Origin of the sequence: Nesterenkonia lacusekhoensis, assembly GCF_017876395.1 — a bacterium.
GTDB classification, from domain to species: Bacteria; Actinomycetota; Actinomycetes; order Actinomycetales; family Micrococcaceae; genus Nesterenkonia; species Nesterenkonia lacusekhoensis.
In genome coordinates this window covers 1,095,657-1,116,768 of the sequence record NZ_JAGINX010000001.1, presented here as the reverse complement: position 1 = coordinate 1,116,768, position 21,112 = coordinate 1,095,657, and the positions used below count along the sequence as shown (strand labels likewise).

Here is a 21,112-nt window from a genome sequence, read left to right as displayed (position 1 = left end):
GGTGTGGCGAAAAGTGCCCCAGGAGGGAATCGAACCCCCGACCGGCGGATTAGAAGGCCGCTGCTCTATCCCCTGAGCTACTGGGGCAAGGACTCCGGAGAGTCCAGTCTATGAGTGTACCGATTGGATTCCTCCACAGGCGAGCCGGAGTGCGGTGCGCCACGCCCGGGACTCCCCAGATCGCACGCTTCCTGTCCGAAGCGTATCCCTGTGAGGAGATTCTGAGGGTGGACATGCTCATCACAGGAAAGGAACTCTCATGTCAGAGACCGTCACCGTGCGAGGCTTCGCCGGCACCGATATCCGCAAGATCACCACCGATAAGGGCCTGCCGATCTCCACCTTCCGCCTGGCCTCGACTCCGCGCCGCTTCGATCGGGAGTCCGGGGAATGGGTCAACGGGGAGACCAACTGGTTCAACGTGACATGTTTCCGCAATCTGGCGCTGAATGCGCACAGCACCCTGGCCAAGGGAGATCCGGTGATCGTCACCGGTCGCCTGAAGATCCGTCCCTGGGAGAACGACGCCGGCCAGCGCGGCACAGCCGTGGAGATCGACGCCGACGGGCTGGGCCACGATCTGACCTTCGGAACCGGTTCCTTCACCCGGCTCAATCCCGGCTCCGCTGAACCGGCCGCTGCCGAGCCGAGCACCGGCGCGGCAGCAGAGTCAGCTCCGGAGGGTCCCGACGCGCAGGAGGCCGCGGAGCCCCAGCAGAGCTGGGACACCCCGGCCTCCGAACAGCGAGAGTCGGCCCCGTTCTAGGAGCGGGTCAGCTTGCGGTGGGTGACTCGGCTCGGGCGGGCCGCCTCTGGGCCGAGGCGCTCCACCTTGTTCTTCTCGTAGGCCTCGAAGTTGCCCTCGAACCAATACCAGTTGGCCGGGTCCTCCTCCGTGCCCTCCCAGGCAAGGATGTGAGTGGCCACGCGGTCGAGGAACCACCGGTCGTGGGAGATGACCACGGCGCAGCCGGGGAAGTCCAGCAGGGCGTTCTCCAGCGAACCGAGGGTCTCGACGTCGAGGTCGTTGGTGGGCTCATCGAGCAGCAGCAGGTTCCCGCCCTGCTTCAGAGTCAGGGCGAGATTGAGACGGTTGCGCTCACCGCCGGAGAGCACACCGGCCTTCTTCTGCTGATCAGGGCCCTTGAACCCGAAGGCAGAGACATAGGCACGGGAGGACATCTCCACTGCGCCGACGTGGATGTAGTCCAATCCGTCGGAGACCACTTCCCAGAGAGTCTTCTCCGGGTCGATGTTCTCGCGGTTCTGATCCACATACGAGATCTTCACCGAGTCACCGATGGTGAGGTCTCCGCCGTCGAGCTCCTCGAAGCCGACGATGGACTTGAACAGAGTGGACTTGCCGACACCGTTGGGGCCGATCACGCCCACGATGCCGTTGCGGGGCAGCGAGAAGCTCAGTCCGTCGATCAGAGTGCGGTCGCCGAAGCCCTTCTGGATGTTCTCCGCTTCGATGACCTGGGTGCCCAGACGCGGCCCGGGCGGGATCTGGATCTCTTCGAGGTCGAGCTTCTTGGTGCGCTCGGCCTCAGCGGCCATCTCCTCATAGCGCTGCAGACGCGCCTTGGACTTGGTCTGTTTGCCCTTGGCGTTGGAGCGGACCCATTCGAGCTCCTCGGACAGACGCTTGGCCAGCTTGGCGTCCTTCTTGCCCTGGACCTCCATGCGGGACTTCTTCTTCTCCAGATACGTGGAGTAGTTGCCCTCATAGGGGTACAGACGGCCGCGGTCGACCTCACAGATCCACTCAGCGACATGGTCGAGGAAATACCGGTCGTGGGTCACGGCCAGCACGGCACCCTCGTAGTCGGCCAGGTGCTGCTCCAGCCAGAGCACCGATTCGGCGTCGAGGTGGTTGGTGGGCTCATCGAGCAGCAGCAGGTCCGGCTTGGACAGCAGCAGCTTGCACAGGGCCACACGGCGACGCTCACCACCGGAGAGGTGGGTGACAGGCTCTTCCCCGGGCGGGCAGCGCAGCGCGTCCATCGCCTGCTCGAGCTGAGAGTCGATGTCCCAGGCGTTGGCCGCGTCGATCTCCTCCTGGAGCTTGCCCATCTCCTCCATCAGGGCCTCGAAGTCCGCGTCCGGGTCGGCCATCTCCTCGGAGATCCGGTTGTAGCGCTGGACCTTCTCGAAGATCTCGCCCACACCCTCCTGGACGTTCTCCAGGACGGTCTTCTCCTCGTTCAGCGGGGGCTCCTGCTGCAGGATGCCGACCGAGTAGCCCGGCGAGATCCAGGCCTCACCGTTGGAGGGCTCATCGAGGCCCGCCATGATCTTGAGGATCGTGGACTTACCGGCACCGTTGGGGCCGACCACGCCGATCTTGGCGCCGGGATAGAAGGACATCGTGACGTCATCGAGGATGACTTTGTCGCCCACCTTCTTGCGGGCTTTGATCATCGAGTAGATAAATTCAGCCATGCTCTCCAGCGTAGTCGCCAGAGCACGGATCCTGGAATCAGCGGTGCTGCAGCAGCCGGGCCGCCACCTTCTGATGACCGGGCAGGACGTAGAGCCAGGTGCTCCACGGCCGCAGCCACACCAGCAGCACCGACCCGCCGATGCCGATCAGCGTCATCACCAGCACGTGTAGGCCGGCCTCCAGCCCCCACTGCTCCAGGACGCCCCGGGCCAGGATGATGATCGGGAAGTGAGCGACATAGACGACGATGGAGCTGCGGCCCACCCATTCGATGAAGCGGACCGGGGCGACGCGGGGCAGTCGGGCGGCCAGCCAGAGGATCACGGCGATACCCAGCACAGAGATCCCGGCGGCCTCGAAGGTTCCCACGCGCAGTGCGTGGTTGTGCACTCCGATATGGGCGAAATAGGCCGCAGCCCCAGCCAGCGGCAGGATCAGCACCCAATGGGCCTTCACCCAGCGAGGCGCGAAGCGGACCGCCCAGGCGCCGAGGAAGAAGAAGGAGCCGTACCAGAACGTGCTGCCGATGATCCCCCCGGCCACGTCTCCCCACACATAGGTGGTGATCATCACGACGAACACGGCCAGGAAAGCCCAGCCGTTGCCGGTGGGGAACCTGCTCAGCAGCGGTTTGAACACCGCGGCGAAGAGGTAGCAGAGCGTCAGGGACATCAGGAACCAGAGGTAGTCCCCACCCAGCCAGTAGTCGATGCCGTTGCCGGGGCCGCCGAGGCCGTTGCGTACGAAGAATCCGTAGAGGCACATCCACACCAGCAGCGGCCAGACGATGGCGGCCGCCTTTCCCCAGAGGTACAGCGGGAGGGGCTTGGCCAGAGATCGGTGGAGCAGCATGCCGGAGAGGAACATCAGCAGCGGCATCCGGAACGGGGTCAGGTGCCGATTGATCTCGCTCCAGGTCTGGGTGTCAGCCCCGCCATGAGAGGCGGCATGGAGCACCACCACCAGCAGCACGGCGATGCCGCGGAGGAAGTCCATCCACTGCATGCGGGAGGACCCGGGGGCGGAAGGGCCGGCGCTGCGCGGCTGGGCGGAGATCCTGGTCACGGGCGTCAAGGATACCGCCACTCAGCGCTGCAGGTAGTCGCTGCAGATCGGAGCGTCCGGCATCTCCCGGTGCAGCACCCAGAGACCGTGATCGTCCGCACTGACCACCTCGAAGCCCAGGTCCTCGGCCCGTTCGAAGGCCTCCTGCGGGGTCAGCGGCTCGTTGCCGCCGAGCTCCGCGACGGTGTCATCGATGATGATCCAGTTGACGTGCTCCTCACTCAGGGTCCCGCTGAGCCCCACATAGGTGCGGTCCACCAGGTGCGGGACGGCCGTGTCCGCGGCCTCTACGCACACGCCGTCGGGAATCGACTCAACAGCGCGACGGTGTGCCGCCGCGCGCTCGTCCAACTCCCAGTTCTCCGCGGTGTAGGTCCGATGCAGCGGGAAGATCTGGTGCTCCTGCGGCACAGTGTGGGCCATCGCCGCTCCGCCTGCCAGCGTGATGACCAGCATCCCACCGGGCAGCCACAGCGCTGGACGATCGCTCCACCCGCGACGCTGTCCGATCCGGCGGAGCACGTCCAGGGCCGCCAGCAGGAAGACCGGCACCAGGATGGCGTCGTACTGATAGACCAGCCCCCACACGGTCAGCCTGTCGTTCAGCAGCCGTGAGACCACGATCGGGAGTCCGAGCAGCACATAGGGCGAGAGCAGCGGCAGCAGCCACAGCGGCAGGAGGTGAGCGGCTATCAGGCCGAGTTTGAGGGGGTGATCCACCAACGCCGGAAACACCGTCCACGGGCGGGTCACGAGAGTGGTGAGCGCAGCGCTCGCCGTGGCGCCCAACGCGGTGTACTCCCAATAGCCGAATTCCCCATCGGCCGCGAAGTGCGGGATCACCACCCCGACGGCGAACCAGAATCCCACCAGGCCCAGCAGGATCGCTGCGACTGCCGGCAGCCAGAAGCGCCGGATGGCCAGCACGAGCCCGAGAGCCACCAGCGTGGCCCCGAGGTCCTCGCGGACCAGCAGCAGGACCGCGCCCAGGCCGACCGCCAGCCAGGGACGATGTCGCTCGAGGGCCCAGATGACCCAACCGATGATCGGCACCCCGAAGGCGATCTCGTGGAAGTCCCAATCGACGAACGACTGGAAGGGCCACCACAGCAGCATTGCAGCCGCCGAGAGCATGGCCGCCGTGTGGCCGAACCAACCACGCACCACCAGATAGACCGGCACCGCAGAGGAGACCAGTAGGACCACCAGCGCGATGTTGAGCATCCGTGGGTCGTCCCAGACCCAGTAGAGCGGCGCAAGCGCAGCGATGATCGGATGGAAGTGGTCTCCCAGAAGGTGGAACCCCTCCCCCTTGATCGGCACGATCGGCGCGTCGAACTGCGCGTACTGCCGCACCGCCTGATCGAAGATGCCCAGGTCGTAGCCGCGGGCCTCGAAGTTCCGAAAACGCAGCAGCGAATGGGACAGGTACAGCACACAGACCGCCGTCAGGAGCAGACCGAGGTGGAGACGGTGGGCCGTGGTCATCGCCGCCGAGGCTCTCATGGCATCGGTTCCCTGCCGCGCTCAGAGAAGAAGGTGAGGGTCTTCGGCCGACCCCGTTCATCGGTGGACCACGGCAGCCGGACCGTGATCGGCGAGAGCACCCATCCGTCGAGCACCGCCCACCGGGTGCCGCGCATCAGGCCGATGAGGACCATGCAGATGATCGAGGTGACCAGGGAGGTCCGCAGCATCTGCTCATCCATGTTCAGGAACTGCCAGACGTGCAGCTGGTCCTGGGCCCCGTAGCAGATGAAGAATCCGACGGTGAAGAAGACCCATTTGGTCTGCCAGTCGTTGCGGATGCCGGTGACTGCGAACAGGGGCAGCAGCCACAGCAGATACCAGGGATGGATGATCGGGCTGAGCACCACCAGGGCGGTGAACGCCCACGTCATACGCTGCACGATGTGCTCGTCCCTGCCCAGGAACATCAGGGCGACCACGATCGCCACAGAGCTGAGACGTCCGAGCACACGCATCGTGTCCAAGGTCCAGTCGGCGTCCATCCCGAAGACCAGCAGCAGATCGGTCAGCCTGGTGTCGGCGATCCCCATGGGTGACCAGAAGGACTTCCCGGTGTCCCCGGTCCCGGCCAGCACACCCAACCATCCGATGCCGTAGCCGTTGGCCCATCCGACCATCAGCAGCACCGCTCCAGAGATCGCCGCGGTGAGGAACCAATAGGTGAAGCGCATCAGCCAGGTGGCCTGATCCAGACCCTTCCGGTGAGCAGCGTACGCGGCCCAGAGAAGTCCAACGAAGGGCAGCAGCACGATAGTGATCAGCTTCATGCCGATGGAGACGGTGACCAGCACCGTGGCCAGCACTCCCCGGCCCCGGGCCGCTGCATAGATCCCGGCCAGAGCAAATCCCATCATGAGGGCGTCATTATGGGCCGAGGAGATGAAGCTGATGATGAACAGCGGATTCGCCGCAGTCAGCCACTGGGCCCGCGCCGAATCCACGCCCAGAAGCCGTGCCAGCTTGGGCACGAAGACCATGATGAGCACGACGCCGGCCACACAGGCCAGCCGGAAGAGGAAGATCGACGGATCCACCGCATTGTCGGTGATCCGCATGACCAGCGCCTCGATCCACAGGAACATAGGCCCGTAAGGAGTCTCTGAGTGGGCCCACATGATGTCGGTGCCGAAATGGAACCAGTTGTCCAGCTGGGAGACGCCGACCATATAGGGATCTTCGCCGGCCAGGACCAGACGCCCCTGATTGACGTAGGCGTAGACATCGCGGGAGAAGATCGGCAGGCAGATCAGGTGCGGCAGCGACCAGACCGCTGTGGCCCAGTTGACCGTGGACAGCGAGCCTCCGGGCCAGCCGCGCAGGGCCCTGCCCAGCCGCAGCCAGGCGCGGAACATGAGCCAGCAGCCCAGGGTCAGTGCGATGGTCGTCACGGTGACACCCTCAGCAGTGGTGCGCAGCGGGATGACCCAGTCCCATCGGTTGATGGTCGAGGCGTTGGCCAACCAGCCCACCCCGAATGAGCCGAAGAGCACCAGCAGCGAGCCGACCACACCCTCGAGCACGGGCCCGCGGACCCCCTGACGCCACAGGCCGGGGCTCAGCAGAGCACTGCTCAGACGGCCCCGGTCCGCCTCAGAGGCGGTCGGGGCAGACGACGAAAGGCCGCCCCCGTCGTCGGGAGCGGCCGTTCGCGCGTGTTTCTGATGCGGCCCTGAGCTATTCACCGACTCGAGGATACTTGGTGGATGCTGAGGCAGTCATATGCTCCAGCACCCGGACCACCTGAGCCGAGTAGCCGAACTCGTTGTCGTACCAGACGTAGAGGATCGCCTGAGTGCCGTTGACGATGGTCGCCAGTCCGTCGACGATTCCGGCCGCACGCGTGCCGACGAAGTCGCTGGAGACCACTTCGGCGGAATCGATGTAGTCGACCTGCTGATGCAGCTCGCCCTCCAGGGACTCGGTACGCAGGAAGCGGTTGAGCTCCTCCTTGGTGGTCTCCCTCTGCAGCTCCAGGTTCAGGATGGCCATGGACACATCCGCAGTGGGTACGCGGATGGCGTTGCCGGAGAGCCTGCCCCTCAGCTCGGGCAGCGCCTTGGCCACAGCCTTGGCCGCACCGGTCTCGGTGAGCACCATGTTCAGCGCCGCCGAGCGTCCGCGCCGCTCCCCCTTGTGGAAGTTGTCGATCAGGTTCTGATCGTTGGTGTAGGAGTGCACCGTCTCGACGTGACCGTGATCGATGCCATAGGTCTCGTGCATCAGCTTGGCCACCGGAGTGATCGCGTTGGTGGTGCAGCTGGCGGCGGAGACGATCTGATCGGCGTCGGTGATGTCCTCGTGGTTCACCCCGTGGACCACGTTCTTCAGGTCGCCCTTGCCGGGGGCCGTCAGCAGGACCCGAGAAGCTCCCGGAGCCTGCAGGTGCTGACTCAGCCCCTCCTCGTCGCGCCACCGTCCGGTGTTGTCGACCACGATGGCATCGCTGATCCCGTACTGGGTGTAATCGACCTGGGCAGGGTCATCGGCGTGGATGACCTGGATGTAGGTGCCGTTGGCGATGATCGCGCCGTTCTCCTCATCCAGACGGATGGAACCGGCGAAGGGCCCGTGGACGGAGTCGCGGCGCAGCAGGGAGGCTCGCTTGGCCAGGTCGTTCTCCGCACCCTTGCGGACCACGATGGCGCGCAGCCTCAGCCCGGTGGCCGAGGAGGCCCTGCCCACCATGATCCGGGCCAGCAGGCGACCGATGCGGCCGAAGCCGTAGAGGACCACGTCGCGCGGCTCGGCCTGGCCTCGGCCCTTCTGCCCCACGATGTCCTCGAGCTCCTCGCGCAGGAAGGCCTCAAGATCAACGGCCCCGGATGCGCGGTACTTGGCGTTGAGCCGGGCAATGTCGATCGTGCAGGCGCCGAGGTCCAGCTCGGTCAGCGCCTGGACCAGAGGCAGCGTCTCCGAGATGGGAAGCTCTGTCTCATCGACCTGACGGGCGAAGCGATGGGCTTTGAGGATGTCCGTGGCCGACTGGTTGACCAGCTGCCGCCCGTAGATCCCGGTGACGACGTTGTTGTCCCGGTAGAGGCGGCCGATGAGCGGGATCATGGTCTCGGCCTGAGCCTCGCGATCGATCCACTGCTGAAGCTGCTGCTGGGTCTGGTGCTCTGCGCTGGAGGGCACAGTGATTTTCCTTCCGATAGACGTCCTTGTCTATGAGCGGAGCTCACCGGGACAGTCTATGGGGAGAGGGACGGGTTGGCGTGTACGCCGGATTCTGTGACGTCGGGCGATCGCTCCCCCGACGCCGGCCATCATCCATCTGGGCACCGTGTTGCCACGGCCCTCAAGCAGCCAACCCGGATGCTCGGGCGGGCAGCCCTGTCGGAGCGGAGCTCCTGCGCATCCTGTTCGGCCTTGCTCCGGATGGGGTTTACCGAGCCGCACCGGTCGCCCGGTGCGCTGGTGGTCTCTTACACCACCGTTTCACCCTTACCTGAGGGCACGCGGCCCTCAGGCGGTCTGCTTTCTGTGGCACTGGCCTGCGGGTCTCCCCGAGTGGGTGTTACCCACCATCCTGCCCTGCGGAGTCCGGACGTTCCTCGGCGCCGACCGTTATCCGCCGGGCAGACGACAGTGCCGTCTGCCCGGCGGGGCCTGGCGGCGACGCGATGGCCCGGCCAACCCGTCCCTGAGCGTCCATGGTAACGCCCCGGACGCTCAGAGGGCGTGTCGACTGACCTCAGGCAGGCAGCGGCGCCTCGGCGGAGATGAGTTCCCGCTCGCGCAGCTCCTGCCAGAAAGCAGTCGGGATCTCGGCGCCGATGGACTCGAGGTCCTCGCGGATCCGCTCAGGACGGCTCGATCCCGGGATCACAGCGGCCACAGCCGGATGAGCCGTGGAGAACTGCAGAGCGGCCGCCTTGAGACTGACGTCATACCGCTCAGCGACCTCATTGAGCGCAGCGACGCGGTCCTTGATCTCCGCGGGGACCTCACCGTAGTCGAAGTGGTCGCCGCCGAGCAGCGCACCGGAGTTGAACGGTCCGCCGACCACGATCTTGGCCTCCTGTGCCTCCGAGCGCGGCATCATGCGCTGGAGCGCACGCTCATGCTGGAGCAGCGTGTACTGCGTGGCGGAGAGGCTGATGTTCGGCGTCGCCTCCTCCATGTCCAGTGCCAGCTCGATGGGCTCGGTGGTGTTCACGCCGAGGCCCCAGCCCTTGATCACGCCCTCCTCCTTCAGCTGCGAGAGCACGGTGAACGCGCCCCGCCGGGCCTGATCGAACAGAGAGACCCACTCGTCTCCGTAGAAGTCGCGGGAGGTGTCGTGGATGAATACGAAGTCGAGACGATCGGTCTGCAGCCGGCGCAGACTGTCCTCGATGGAGCGCTTGGTCGCATCCGCCGAGTAGTCGGTGATCACCTTCTTCTGATGGCCGAACTCGAACAGCCCGGACTTCTGCTCAGGCTCCTCCTGCACCAGGCGGCCGACCTTGGTGGAGAGGATGAACTCGTCGCGGGACTTCTGGGAGAGGACCTCACCCAGGCGCTCCTCGGCCAGTCCGGCGCCGTAGAAGGGCGCGGCGTCGAAGTAGCGGACGCCTTCTGACCACGCGGCCTCGACGGTGGCCAGCGCCTCGTCCTGAGGGATGTCCCGGAACATGTTGCCCAGGGGCGCGGTACCGAATCCGATCTTGTTCTTCACTGGTTCGATCATTTCCGTGCCAACACACCACCCACCGCTGTTCCTTCCCGCTCTCGGGAGAGAATTCGCCCATGGTAGAAATGGCCTATGCCACAGACGCCATCGCTGCAGGACGTCCTCGACATGGCCGAAGAGCTCTGGCCCCGCTCCCTGGCCGAATCCTGGGACGCCGTCGGGCTGGTCGCCGGGCGCCGCAGCGCCCCGGTCGAGAAGATCCACTTCGCCGTGGACCCGGTCAGGCCAGTGGTCGAGGAGGCCTGCAGCGCCGAAGCAGATCTGCTGATCACCCACCATCCGCTGCTGCTGCGGCCGGTCAGTTCGGTGGAGGCCGGCACGTTCAAAGGAGAGCTGGTGCACCGGCTCATCGAGTCGGGGTGTGCCCTGCTGACCGCCCATACCAATGGGGATTCGGCCGTCGGCGGCGTCAACGACGTCCTGGCCGAGATATTCGGCCTGGAGGACGCGGTTCCGCTCAAAGCCGCCGAGGACGGCCTCGAAGAAGAGGGGCTGGGTCGCATCGGCACCCTGCCGCAGGGCACCACTCTGGGTGAGTTCGCCGCCACGGTGTTCTCGACCCTTCCCTCGGTGGCGGGCGGAGTCCGGGTGGCCGGAGACCGGGACGCGTTCATCCGACGCGTGGCCCTGTGCGGCGGCGCCGGGGACTCCCTGCTCGAGGCCGCACGCCGGGCCGAGGCCGATGTCTTCATCACAGCTGACCTGCGTCACCACCCGGCCTCGGAGGCCCGTGAGGCCGTGGGCGAGCAGCGTCCCTATCTCATCGACGTCTCCCACTTCGCCAGCGAATGGATGTGGCTTCCCGCCGCGGCGCATGCCTTGGACCGTGCCCTGGCCGACCGCGGCTATGATGTCGAGGTCGCAGTCAGCGGCATCAACACCGACCCCTGGGACTTCGTGATCACCCCTGGGCCCTGAGCCCCGCACGACGCTTCCGGGCATCGTCTGAAGGAGCACAGTGACCGACCTCATCGTCGAAGCCGACGGCGGCAGCCGCGGCAATCCCGGAATCGCCGGCTCCGGAGCTCTTGTCCGCGACAGCAGCGGACGGATCCTGGCCACCAGAGCCACCCCTCTGGGCAGAGCCAGCAACAACGTGGCCGAGTACACCGGGCTGGTGGACGGGCTCACTCTGGCGCGGGAGATCGACCCCTCCGCCACTGTTGAGGTCCGTATGGACTCCAAGCTGGTGGTCGAGCAGATGAGCGGCCGCTGGAAGATCAAGCATGAGGACATGAAGCGCCTGGCCGCGCAGGCCGCCGCGATCCTTCCGCCCACGCAGGTCACCTACACCTGGATCCCCCGGCGGGAGAACGGCGACGCCGACGCGCTCAGCAACGAGGCCATGGACGCCTCGGCCGCGGGAGTCCAGTGGGATCCCGCAGCCAGCCGCATCATCGTTCAGGACTGAGCGGAGCCGCCCACAGCCGCCCGGCGGCGGCGTCCTCGATGAGTTCTGCGATCCGGGGCCAGCGTCCATAGCCGTCAGCCGTCCCGAGGCGCCCGGCGCCTGGAACGACTTCGACTGTGCTGCCCCATTCCTCGGTGAGATGCTGTGCTCTTGCCAGGCCCAGGTGTGGATCGTCGTCACTGACCACCACGTGGGTGGGTGCCGGCAGAGGACCCCACGGCAAAGGGCGCTGGGCCCGGATCGCCGGCAGCCCACTCTTGGCGGTCCACACGATTCCAATCCCGCTGGTGGACACGGGCGATCGCGGCATCGGACCGTTCCAGGTGGCTCTGCCAGTGATCTTCGCCGGATCCTGTGTAGCGGGGCACCGTGAGCACGCGCATCAGGCGCAGGACCCGTCATCGGTGACGCCCCGCCGGCAGAGCTGAGTCTGCTCCACCTCCGCCAGTTCGAAGCCCTCGCCCGCCTCCGCCACGGTGACGAACAGCCGGTAGCCGGCCACGGAATCGTCCTGCAGCCCGGTCACGTCCAAGCGATAGAAATCCTCCCCGTGGTCCTCCGGGGTGCTGATCAGCGTCCATTCCGGTCCATGCTGCTGATCGGGGCCCTCGCCGGCGGCACGTTCGGCCACGCCTTCGGCGATGGTCTGGGCGTCTTCGGCCGGGGGAACCTCATCGAGGTAGTCCTCTGTGACCTCCTCGGTCCCGGCGAAGTAAGTCAGCCCACCGTCGACCCAGCCGTAACCATCGGAGAGCTCGACTTCGGTCCAGATTCCGGCCTCGGGGTCATCGGGGTCCTGACGCTGCCGGCCCGTGACCGTCACAGCGTCCAGGGGCTCCAGCTCGCCGACCACGTCGCCGTCCTGATCCAGCGGCAGGTCGAACACCTCAAGCGGCGCCTCCTCGGGGTCCAGACCTGCGACGCCGAGCTCTTCGCCCTGCTCGTAATAGAGTGCCACGTCCTCGCCGGGAAGTTCGTCCTCCGGGACCTGCTCAGAGCCACCGGAAGGCACCTCCTCACCGGGTTGATCGTGCTCACGGTCCTCGCCCTCCCTGGCACGACGGTCATCCTGATCGGCACCGTCTTCGGCAGCCGAGTCGTCCCGGACACTCTGATCGTCGTCAGTGCCCGAGTCATCCTGGACCGCGTCCTCCGAGGAGCCGTCCTCGACCTGCTGAGAATCGTCACCGGCGCAGGCGGTCAGCACCAGCAGGCCGACGGCGCCCCAAGCAGTCATCTGTGCGGTCAGTCGTGTCCTCATCGTTCTCCTCCTCGCATCAGCCCTGGTCTCCCCACCTTAGGAAACCGAATCTGAACACCCGGTCACCAAGGGATCACAACATCGTTGCGATGCCGCCGCAGCCCGCCGACTCAGGCAGCGGTGCTGATCAGGTCCAGCTGGTGCGGCGAACGACCTGCCGCCGGACGGATCTCGACGGTCCAACGCTGAGAGGCGACGGCCGCGACGTCGTCGATGGTCTCCACCGGTTCCTGCGCCCGCAGCAGCATTCCGGTGAGCTCGCCGCGGGCCTGTTTGGCGAAATGCGTGACCACCTTTCGCGCTCCGTCCTTCTCAGTGAAGCTGTTGACCATCAGAGTCCGCTGCGGGGACGGCTGAAATGCTCTGCCGTAGGTGGCCGAGCGGCAGTCGATGACCAGCTCGTCGCCCACCAGCTCCTGCAGCGGATCCCGCAGCCGGCCCTTCCAATAGGTCCCGAGGTTCCCCAGCTCTGCGAGCTTCACATCCATCGAAAGTCGGTAGGCGGGAATGCGATCGGTGAATCCGGTGACGCCGAAGAGGCCGGAGAAGATCAACACGTCCTGTGCGGCGCGCCCGCGCTGTTCCGGGGACAGAGAATGAGCCTGCAGAGCGTCGAAGAGAACTCCGGTGTAGACCTCATAGGCCGGCGCGGTGAGCGCCTCACGCAGCTCGAGGTTGGCACGGACCTCAGCCACGACCTGTGCGCCGACTTTGAGCACCGTCTGAGCGTCCTCGCAGCCGCTGGCTGCGATCAGCGCACTGAGCACCCGCTCGCGATCGGCGGCGAGCTCCGGCAGCAGGAGCGCGTCCAGGTCCAGGCCCGAACCGGATGCTGACTGCCCGGTCTCGGGCTGAGGTGCGGCTTTGCCCTCAGAGGGCGGAAGGAGGATCTTCACCCCGACAGACTAGCAACGGAATGAACTCCGTCCCGGCACAGTTGGACCCGATATGAGCGATACCCCTGAGGCGACATCCCGAACCGTCGTGCTCGCCGCCGGCTGCTTCTGGTGCCTGGACTCCCTGGCCCGTCGGCTGCAGGGCGTGGAGACAGTCCGCAGCGTCTACACCGGCGGCACCGCAGAGACCGCGAACTACAGTGCAGTCTGCACCGGTATGACCTCCCATGCGGAGGCGGTGGAGATCACCTACGACCCTGCACAGCTGCCCACTGAGGTGCTGTTGGAGGTCTTCTTCTCCTCCCATGACCCGACCTCGCTGAACCGTCAGGGCCACGACGTCGGCCCGCAGTACCGTTCGGCGATGTTCTGTGCCTCCGAGGAGGAGAAGGCGGAGTTCCAGGAGGCGATCACGCGGTTCCAGGAGCACTATGACCGCCCGATCGTCACCACGCTCGAACCGCTGGGCACGGTCTACGAGGCCGAGCCTGAGCACCAGGACTTCCACGCCCGCCGCCCTGAGGTGGGCTACTGTCAGTTCATCATCGATCCCAAAGTCGCCACACTGCGTCGGCACTGGGGCCGATGGATGCGACCGATAGGCTGATACCCGACACCTGCACCCCGTCCTGTCAGAGAGGTTCATCAGACAATGGGCAAGATCCTTGAGAACATCGCCGAAGCCGTGGGCAACACTCCCCTGGTGCAGCTGAACAGACTCGACGCCGACCTGCCCGGCAACGTGGCCGTGAAGCTGGAGTTCTACTCACCCGCCAGCTCGGTGAAGGACCGCATCGGCACCGCCATCGTGGACGCCGCCGAACAGGCCGGGGTGCTGCGGCCCGGCGGCACCATCGTGGAGGGCACCTCCGGCAACACCGGCATCGCACTGGCCATGGTGGGCGCGGCCCGCGGCTACCGCGTGGTGCTGACCATGCCCGAGACGATGTCCACTGAGCGCCGTGTCATGCTGCGCGCCTTCGGCGCCGAGATCGTGCTGACCCCCGGTGCCGACGGCATGCGCGGCGCAGTGGAGAAGGCGAAGTCCATCGTCGAAGAGACCGACAACGCCATCTGGGCGCGTCAGTTCGCCAACGAGGCCAACCCCGAGGTGCACTACAACACCACCGGCGAGGAGATCTGGCAGGACACCGACGGGGCTGTGGACGTACTGGTCTCCGGCATCGGCACCGGCGGCACCATCACCGGCGCCGGCCGCAGGCTGCGTGAGCACAAGCCCGAGGTGAAGGTGGTGGCCGTGGAGCCCGAGGATTCCCCCATCCTCTCCGGGGGCCAGGCCGGTCCACACAAGATTCAGGGCATCGGCCCGAACTTCGTGCCCGACATCCTGGACACCGATCTCTACGACGAGGTCATCCAGGCCAACCTGGACACCGCTCTGGAGACCGCGCGTCGTCTGGGCATGGAGGAGGGCATCCTCGGCGGCATCTCCACCGGCGCCAACGTCGCCGCTGCCCTGGAGGTCGCCTCCCGCCCGGAGAACCAGGACAAGCTCATCGTCACCCTCGCCTGTGACTTCGGTGAGCGCTACATCTCCACTCTCCTCTACGAAGACATCCGGGGCTGAGGACGCCGTCAGGCCGTCCCGGCACCCCAGACCTCGAAAGGCAGAAGACCTTGGGCCTCCTCAAGCGATTCCGCGAAGACGTCAAGACAGCCCGTGAGTATGACCCGGCAGCCCGCAGCGATGCGGAGGTCGTCCTGGTCTATTCAGGGCTGCACGCCATCTGGTCCCACCGAGTGGCCCACCGCATGTGGCGCCATCGCCCGCTGAAGACGCCGGCGCGGCTGCTCTCTCAGGTGACCCGCGGGCTCACCGGCATCGAGATCCATCCTGGTGCGACCATCGGCCGGCGCTTCTTCATCGACCACGGCATGGGCGTGGTCATCGGAGAGACCGCCGAGATCGGCGACGACGTCATGCTCTACCAGGGCGTGACCTTGGGCGGCACGTCTCTGGAGCAGACCAAGCGACACCCCACGCTGCGCGACGGCGTCACCGTCGGCGCCGGCGCCAAAGTGCTAGGCCCGGTGGAGATCGGCGAAGAATCCGCCATCGGCGCCAATGCCGTGGTGGTGAAGTCGGCTCCGGCACACTCCGTGCTGGTGGGCGTGCCCGCCAAGGACCGCAAACGTCGCGATGAGGAGCACGAGCCGCTGGTGGACCCCTCCACCTACGCGCTGGACCCTGCTCTGTTCATCTGAGCCGGCAGGACTGAACCGCACAGGGCTGAACCGCACAGGGCTGAATCTGGCGGGACCGAAGCGGGCCGGGCTGAATCTGGCGGGACTTCGCAGCCGGACATGACGAGGGCCCCTCACCGAATGTCGGTGAGGGGCCCTGATCATGTCACTTCGATCATTCAGGCATCGACCTCGATGCGCGTGCCCGACCAGAGGGTGTGGAAGGTGCCCTCCTTGTCCACGCGCTGATAGGTGTGTGCGCCGAAGTAGTCCCGCTGGCCCTGGATCAGGGCAGCCGGCAGACGATCGCGGCGCAGGCTGTCGTAGTAGGACAGCGAGGAGGAGAAGACCGGGGCCGGCACACCGTAGGTGGCGGCCGCCGCGACCACGCGGCGCCAGGACGGCAGGCACTCGTTGATGGCCTCGGTGAACTCCTCGGCCAGCAGCAGGTTCTGAGGCCGGTCCTCCGGCGCGGCGTCGTAGGCCTTCATGATGGTGTCCAGCAGGTCTGCACGGATGATGCAGCCCGCGCGCCACAGCGAGGCGATGGACTTCAGGTCCAGGTCCCAGCCGTACTCATCGGCCGCCGAGACCAGCATGTCCAGTCCCTGTGCATAGGCCACCAGCTTGGAGGCGTAGAGAGCCTTGCGGACATCCTCCACGAAGGTCTGCTGAGTGCCTTCCTCCTGGTACGGGACCTCAGGGGCGTTCTCATCGAGGCCGGAGGGGAAGACCTCGTTGGTCACGGTGCGCAGCTCGCGCTGGGAGGAGATGGACCGAGCGAACACGGACTCAGCGATGGCGGTGACCGGCGAACCGACCTCCAGGCCGGAGATGGCGGTCCACCGTCCGGTGCCCTTCTGGCCTGCCGAGTCCACGATGACATCCACCAGCGGGTTGCCGGTGACCTCGTCCTCCTGCTCGAGCACCTCCGCGGTGATCTCGATCAGGTAGGAGGCCAGGTCAGTGGTGTTCCACTCGCGGAAGACCTCAGCCTGCTGGACCGGCTCCAGGCCGCCCAGCGAACGCATCAGGTCGTAGGCCTCGCCGATGACCTGCATATCGGCGTACTCGATGCCGTTGTGCACCATCTTCACGTAGTGGCCGGCACCGTCGGTGCCCACCCAGGCGCAGCAGGGTTCGCCGTTGTACTTCGCCGAGATCTTCTCCAGCATCGGGCCCAGGGTCTTATAGGACTCCTCAGAACCGCCCGGCATGATCGAGGGTCCGTTCAGTGCGCCCTCCTCGCCGCCTGAGACGCCCACACCGACGAAGTGCAGGCCCTTCTCACGCAGCGCCTCCTCGCGGCGGCGGGTCTCCTCATAGAAGGAGTTGCCGGCGTCGATGACGATGTCGCCTTCGTCCAGCAGCGGGGCGAGCTGCTCGATCACGGCGTCCACCGGAGCTCCGGCCTTGACCATGATCAGCACACGGCGAGGACGCTCCAGGGATTCGACCAGCTCAGCCAGGGTCTCAGTGCGGACGAACTCGCCCTCATCGCCATGGGCTTCGATCAGTGCGTCGGTCTTGCCGGCAGACCGGTTGTGCAGTGCGACGGTGTAGCCGTTCCGGGCGAGATTGCGGGCCAGGTTTGCCCCCATCACTGCCAGACCGGTCACTCCGATATGGGCGCTCATGCATTCTCCTCTTTCGAAGTCAGATACGTCTCTCACCGATCTTACGCCCGCGAAGTGTCAGCGCTGCGACACGGCACTCACAGATGAGCAGATCGGAGGTGAGTCTGCTGAGTCTGCCAGGAGCAGACAGCAGCCCCAGCGCGGATCAGTCGCCCACTGCGTCGCGGCCGCGCCGGACGATCAGCGGATCGGGCTCCCCCACGATCTCGTGGTCCTTGCCCTCATACTCGAACTGCGACAGGAAGTAGCGCATCGCGTTGAGTCGGGCCCGCTTCTTGTCATTGGACTTGATGGTGATCCACGGAGCGTGGTCGGTGTCCGTGCGGCGGAACATCTCCTCCTTGGCCGCGGTGTAGTCCTCCCAGCGGTCCAGAGACTCCAGGTCCATCGGAGAGAGCTTCCACTGCCGGACCGGATCGATCTGACGGATGGCGAATCGGGTCCGCTGCTCCTTCTGGGTCACGGAGAACCAGAACTTGGTCAGGTGGATGCCGGCGTCGGCGAGCATCTGCTCGAACTGCGGCGCCTGCTTCATGAAGACTTCATACTCTGAGTCTGAGCAGAATCCCATGACCCGCTCCACCCCGGCCCGGTTGTACCAGGAGCGGTCGAAGAGGACCATCTCCCCGGCTGTGGGCAGATGGTAGATGTAGCGCTGGAAGTACCACTGGCCCTGTTCACGGTCCGAGGGTTTGTTCAGGGCGACCACGCGGGCGGTCCGTGGGTTCAGGTGTTCGGTGAAGCGCTTGATCGTGCCGCCCTTGCCGGCGGCGTCGCGTCCTTCGAAGACGATGACGTGCTTGAGACCATAGTCCTCGGCCCAGTACTGGAACTTCAGCAGCTCGACCTGCAGATGGTACTTCTCGATCTCATAGATGTCCCGCTCCATCCGCTCGTCATACGGATAGTTCTCCTGCCAGGTCTCCACCGCGTCGCCCTGGGGATCGATGAGGTCAGGATCGGGTGTGTGCCCATCGAGGACGGTATAGCCGCCGGCGCGCAGGTTATCGATGAACTCGCGCAGATTCTGCCGAGGCGTCTCCTCCAGATCGAACAAGGAATCGTTCTTCATACCCTCCGCCTTCGTGGACTCCGCTGGAATGACATCATCGCATCACTGACCCGTGAACTGAACGTAAACACCCGGGGAGCGCATAGAGTTGGTCCCATGCTTTCCACCGCAGCCCCGCTGAGCGAACGTACACCGCAGGTCTCCGTGGACGATCTCTTGGAAGGGCTCAAACCCTCCTTCCGCTTCTCCGAGGTCTCCTTCGACTCCTACATCCCGGACCCGGCCCACCCTTCGCAGGCTGAGGCGGTGGAGGCGCTGCGCGCCTTCTCCACCACAGTGGGCCGCAAGCGCGGCGGCCTGATGAACAAGCTCTTCGGCGGAGGCAAACCCGCTGCCGGGCCCAACGGCATCTACCTCGACGGCGGCTTCGGCGTGGGCAAGACCCACCTGCTCGCCTCGCTCTACCATTCCGTCGAGGGCAAGCGGGCCTTCGGCACCTTCGTGGAGTACACCAACCTGGTGGGCGCGCTGACTTTCCGAAAGACCGTGGAGGTGCTCAGCGACTATGCGTTGGTCTGCATTGATGAGTTCGAGCTCGACGACGCCGGTGACACCACGCTGATGTCCCGTCTGCTGCGCGAGCTCTCCGACGCCGGCGTCAAGCTGGCTGCGACCTCCAACACCCTGCCTGGCTCCCTGGGCGAGGGCCGCTTCGCCGCCAGCGACTTCAAGCGAGAGATCCAGGTCCTGGCCGATCAGTTCAAGGTCATCCGCGTGGACGGTGAGGACTATCGCCACCGCGGTCTGCCCGAAGCTCCGCCGCCGCTGACCTCCGATGAGGTGGAGAGTTTCGCGGCCGAGCGCTTCCCGGACCGAGAGATCGTCGTGGACGACTTCGACGCGCTCACCGAACACCTCTCCCATGTGCATCCCAGTCGCTACCGCCAGATGATCGCGGGGGTCGACGTGCTGGTGCTCAAGGACGTGGAGACCATCGACGCCCAGGCGCTGGCCCTGCGGTTCGTGGTGCTCGCCGACCGGCTCTACGACCAGGATGTGGCGATCGTGGCCTCCGGCCAGCCCTTTGACAAGCTGTTCACCGAGGAGATGATGAACGGCGGCTATATGAAGAAGTACAACCGCGCCGTGTCACGTCTGACCGCGTTGGCCCGCTCCGGCCAGATGGGCGAGGAGGCCCTCTGACCGAAGCTGCGGCGGCCGTGGTCACGCGACGGCCGCTTGCCTAGGCCGCGGCTGCGGGCGCCGTGCGGGCCTTGAGCTCACGGCGCAGAATCTTGCCCGTCCGGGATTTGGGCACCTCGTCGATGAACTCCACATAGCGAATCTTCTTATGCGGGGCCACCCGTGAGGCCATGTACTCCATGACCTCCTTCCCGCTGAGCTGGGCCGGCTGCTCCTGGGCGTCCTGGCGCACCACCACGAAGGCTTTGGGCGCCTCGCCCCCCTCCTCATCGGGGACGCCGATGACGGCGGCGTCGGTGATCTGATCGTGCTCGAGCAGCACCGCCTCCAATTCGGCCGGAGGCACCTGGTAGCCCTTGTACTTGATGAGCTCCTTGAGCCGGTCCACGGCAGTGAACCAGCCGCCGGCGTTGTAGGTGACGATGTCTCCGGTGCGCAGCCAGCCGTCCTCTGTGATGGTGGCGACGGTGGCCTCCTCATTGTTGAGGTAGCCCTTCATGACCAGCGGTCCGCGGGTCCACATCTCCCCCGGCGCGGATTCGCCCTCCTGGGGCAGTTCCACATCCTCTCCGGTGGCCGGATCCACCACTCGGCATTCCACATTGGCCACAGCGGGCCCGATGGAGCCCAGCGGGTTGCGGTCATCGCCGTAGGGCGCCAGATGGGAGACGGGGGAAAGCTCCGTCATCCCGAAGCCCTGCCGCAGGTCTGCTCCCAGCCGGCGGCTCACCGCGGAAGCGGTGCTCTCATCCAGCGGCGCAGCGCCGCAGAGCATGGAGATGAGGCTGTCGGTGTCATAGTCATCGACCATCGGATGCTTGGCCAGGGCCACAGCGATGGGCGGAGCGATGAAGGAGACCCTGATCTGGTGGTCCTGGATGATGCGCAGGAACTCGGAGAGGTCGAATTTGGCCATGGTGACGATCTCGGCGCGGCGGTGGAGTCCGAAGTTCATCAGCACGGTCAGCCCGTAGATGTGGAACATCGGCAGCACCGCCTGGATGGGCGCTCCGGGGTCCACCGGCAGCAGGCCTTCGAGCTGCAGCGTATTGGCCACCAGATTGCGGTGGGTCAGCATCACGCCCTTGGGCACGCCGGTGGTCCCGGAGGAGTAGGGCAGCACCGCCACATGCTCGGCCGGGTCGATCTGCGGGTCCGGAGCCTCGTGCTCCTCCCCCAGCAGCGTCAGCAGCGAGGGGTGGATGCCGTCCTCATCCAGCATGATGATGCGCTCGGTGCTGAATCCGGCCTCCTCAGCTCCTGCCACGGCGTTCTGTGCCAGGGCAGAGACGGTGATCATCATGGTGGCCCCGGAGGCCCGCAGCTGCCGCGCCACCTCGGAGGCGGTGTATAGCGAGTTCACCGTGGTCGCCGTCGCGCCGGAGCGCAGGATGCCGTGGAATGCGGTGACGAACTCGGGCAGATTGGGCGCCTGCAGCGCCACCACGCTGCCGGGTCCGATGCCGCGGGCGGACAGCGCCCCGGCCAATTGATCCACCTGCTGCTTCAGCGCCCCGTAGCTGACCGCCCGCCCGGTCTCGCCCTGGACCAGGGCCGTGCGCGCGGCGTCCTCATCGCTCAGTGAGCCGAACAGCAGGTCATACAGGCTGAGGTCCGGGATCTCGATGGAGGTGTGCGGGCTGGTGATGACAGCCATCGGGGCTCCTTCGTCTGTCGGTGACGATCGGATGATGTGACACGCATCACTCTACTGAGGATTCCACGGATGACAAGGGCTGACACATCTCGTCACCCTCACAGCGGGCCCGTG

19 protein-coding genes, 1 tRNA gene, 1 other RNA gene and 1 pseudogene are annotated in these 21,112 nt (G+C 66.0%); 7 read left to right on the top strand and 15 right to left on the bottom strand.

Going from position 1 to position 21,112, the window contains the following annotated elements:
- Positions 1-14: 14 nt before the first annotated feature.
- A tRNA-Arg gene (locus JOF45_RS05315) sits at positions 15-87 on the bottom strand.
- 172 nt (positions 88-259) lie between these two features.
- Here JOF45_RS05315 and JOF45_RS05310 point away from each other — a divergent pair.
- Positions 260-766, top strand: coding sequence for a single-stranded DNA-binding protein (locus JOF45_RS05310; RefSeq protein WP_210048352.1), 507 nt, complete (start codon positions 260-262; stop codon positions 764-766).
- Here JOF45_RS05310 and ettA read toward each other — a convergent pair.
- The 7 genes from ettA to JOF45_RS05275 all read right to left on the bottom strand — a co-directional run bounded on the left by ettA (position 763) and on the right by JOF45_RS05275 (position 9,701).
- On the bottom strand, positions 763-2,445 hold the full coding sequence (gene ettA, locus JOF45_RS05305) for an energy-dependent translational throttle protein EttA (protein ID WP_210048351.1): 1,683 nt from the start codon (positions 2,443-2,445) through the stop codon (positions 763-765). The genes JOF45_RS05310 and ettA overlap by 4 nt on opposite strands.
- 37 nt (positions 2,446-2,482) lie before the next feature.
- Complete coding sequence (locus tag JOF45_RS05300; RefSeq protein WP_210048350.1) at positions 2,483-3,511, bottom strand: acyltransferase family protein; 1,029 nt, start codon at positions 3,509-3,511, stop codon at positions 2,483-2,485.
- A 21-nt stretch (positions 3,512-3,532) separates the two neighbouring features.
- On the bottom strand, positions 3,533-4,999 hold the full coding sequence (locus tag JOF45_RS05295) for a DUF2079 domain-containing protein (RefSeq protein ID WP_210048349.1): 1,467 nt from the start codon (positions 4,997-4,999) through the stop codon (positions 3,533-3,535).
- Positions 5,000-5,013: 14 nt separating this feature from the next.
- On the bottom strand, positions 5,014-6,723 hold the full coding sequence (gene mptB / locus JOF45_RS05290; RefSeq protein WP_342591401.1) for a polyprenol phosphomannose-dependent alpha 1,6 mannosyltransferase MptB: 1,710 nt from the start codon (positions 6,721-6,723) through the stop codon (positions 5,014-5,016).
- Positions 6,716-8,176, bottom strand: coding sequence for a glyceraldehyde-3-phosphate dehydrogenase (locus JOF45_RS05285; RefSeq protein ID WP_210048348.1), 1,461 nt, complete (start codon positions 8,174-8,176; stop codon positions 6,716-6,718). The genes mptB and JOF45_RS05285 overlap by 8 nt, the downstream gene beginning before the upstream one ends.
- A gap of 67 nt (positions 8,177-8,243) precedes the next feature.
- Positions 8,244-8,681: RNase P RNA component class A (gene rnpB / locus JOF45_RS05280), an RNA gene on the bottom strand.
- A 54-nt stretch (positions 8,682-8,735) separates the two neighbouring features.
- Complete coding sequence (locus JOF45_RS05275; protein WP_342591400.1) at positions 8,736-9,701, bottom strand: aldo/keto reductase; 966 nt, start codon at positions 9,699-9,701, stop codon at positions 8,736-8,738.
- Between the two features lie 87 nt (positions 9,702-9,788).
- On the opposite strand from JOF45_RS05275, the gene JOF45_RS05270 reads away from it, so the two are divergent.
- Together JOF45_RS05270 and JOF45_RS05265 are read left to right on the top strand one after the other, a co-directional pair.
- Entirely contained in the window at positions 9,789-10,634 is an 846-nt protein-coding gene (locus JOF45_RS05270; RefSeq protein WP_210048346.1) for a Nif3-like dinuclear metal center hexameric protein, read from the top strand.
- 40 nt (positions 10,635-10,674) lie between these two features.
- The gene (locus JOF45_RS05265) at positions 10,675-11,127 is read left to right on the top strand and encodes a reverse transcriptase-like protein (protein WP_210048345.1); all 453 of its coding nucleotides are present in this window, start codon (positions 10,675-10,677) and stop codon (positions 11,125-11,127) included.
- On the opposite strand, the gene JOF45_RS05260 is transcribed toward JOF45_RS05265, so the two are convergent.
- The 4 genes and pseudogenes from JOF45_RS05260 to JOF45_RS05245 all read right to left on the bottom strand — a co-directional run bounded on the left by JOF45_RS05260 (position 11,111) and on the right by JOF45_RS05245 (position 13,284).
- Entirely contained in the window at positions 11,111-11,437 is a 327-nt protein-coding gene (locus JOF45_RS05260) for an alpha/beta hydrolase (protein WP_245324144.1), read from the bottom strand. The genes JOF45_RS05265 and JOF45_RS05260 overlap by 17 nt on opposite strands.
- Before the next feature lie 6 nt (positions 11,438-11,443).
- Positions 11,444-11,510: pseudogene (locus JOF45_RS13725) on the bottom strand (hypothetical protein); the annotation flags it as partial.
- Positions 11,510-12,388 carry a hypothetical protein gene (locus JOF45_RS05250; protein WP_210048341.1) on the bottom strand — a complete coding sequence of 293 codons (879 nt, stop codon included), beginning with the start codon at positions 12,386-12,388 and terminating at the stop codon, positions 11,510-11,512. The gene JOF45_RS05250 and the pseudogene JOF45_RS13725, both read right to left, overlap by 1 nt.
- A gap of 110 nt (positions 12,389-12,498) precedes the next feature.
- Positions 12,499-13,284 carry a YaaA family protein gene (locus tag JOF45_RS05245; protein WP_210048340.1) on the bottom strand — a complete coding sequence of 262 codons (786 nt, stop codon included), beginning with the start codon at positions 13,282-13,284 and terminating at the stop codon, positions 12,499-12,501.
- Positions 13,285-13,336: 52 nt separating this feature from the next.
- Here JOF45_RS05245 and msrA point away from each other — a divergent pair, with 52 nt between their 5' ends.
- The 3 genes from msrA to epsC are packed head-to-tail and all read left to right on the top strand — an operon-like array spanning position 13,337 to position 15,510.
- Complete coding sequence (gene msrA / locus JOF45_RS05240; RefSeq protein ID WP_210048339.1) at positions 13,337-13,891, top strand: peptide-methionine (S)-S-oxide reductase MsrA; 555 nt, start codon at positions 13,337-13,339, stop codon at positions 13,889-13,891.
- A gap of 45 nt (positions 13,892-13,936) precedes the next feature.
- Positions 13,937-14,872 (top strand): cysteine synthase A, encoded by a 936-nt coding sequence (gene cysK, locus JOF45_RS05235; RefSeq protein ID WP_210048338.1) that lies wholly within the window; start codon positions 13,937-13,939, stop codon positions 14,870-14,872.
- A 50-nt stretch (positions 14,873-14,922) separates the two neighbouring features.
- Positions 14,923-15,510, top strand: a complete 588-nt coding sequence (epsC, locus tag JOF45_RS05230; protein WP_210048337.1) for a serine O-acetyltransferase EpsC — start codon at positions 14,923-14,925, stop codon at positions 15,508-15,510.
- 158 nt (positions 15,511-15,668) lie between these two features.
- On the opposite strand, the gene gndA is transcribed toward epsC, so the two are convergent.
- Positions 15,669-17,126: an NADP-dependent phosphogluconate dehydrogenase gene (gene gndA / locus JOF45_RS05225; protein WP_210048336.1), complete on the bottom strand. Its 1,458-nt coding sequence runs from the start codon at positions 17,124-17,126 to the stop codon at positions 15,669-15,671.
- Between the two features lie 145 nt (positions 17,127-17,271).
- Entirely contained in the window at positions 17,272-18,198 is a 927-nt protein-coding gene (gene ppk2, locus JOF45_RS05220; RefSeq protein WP_210048335.1) for a polyphosphate kinase 2, read from the bottom strand.
- A 96-nt stretch (positions 18,199-18,294) separates the two neighbouring features.
- Here ppk2 and zapE point away from each other — a divergent pair, with 96 nt between their 5' ends.
- Entirely contained in the window at positions 18,295-19,341 is a 1,047-nt protein-coding gene (gene zapE, locus JOF45_RS05215) for a cell division protein ZapE (protein WP_210048333.1), read from the top strand.
- 40 nt (positions 19,342-19,381) lie between these two features.
- On the opposite strand, the gene JOF45_RS05210 is transcribed toward zapE, so the two are convergent.
- Entirely contained in the window at positions 19,382-20,998 is a 1,617-nt protein-coding gene (locus JOF45_RS05210) for an AMP-binding protein (RefSeq protein ID WP_210048331.1), read from the bottom strand.
- Positions 20,999-21,112: the final 114 nt, after the last annotated feature.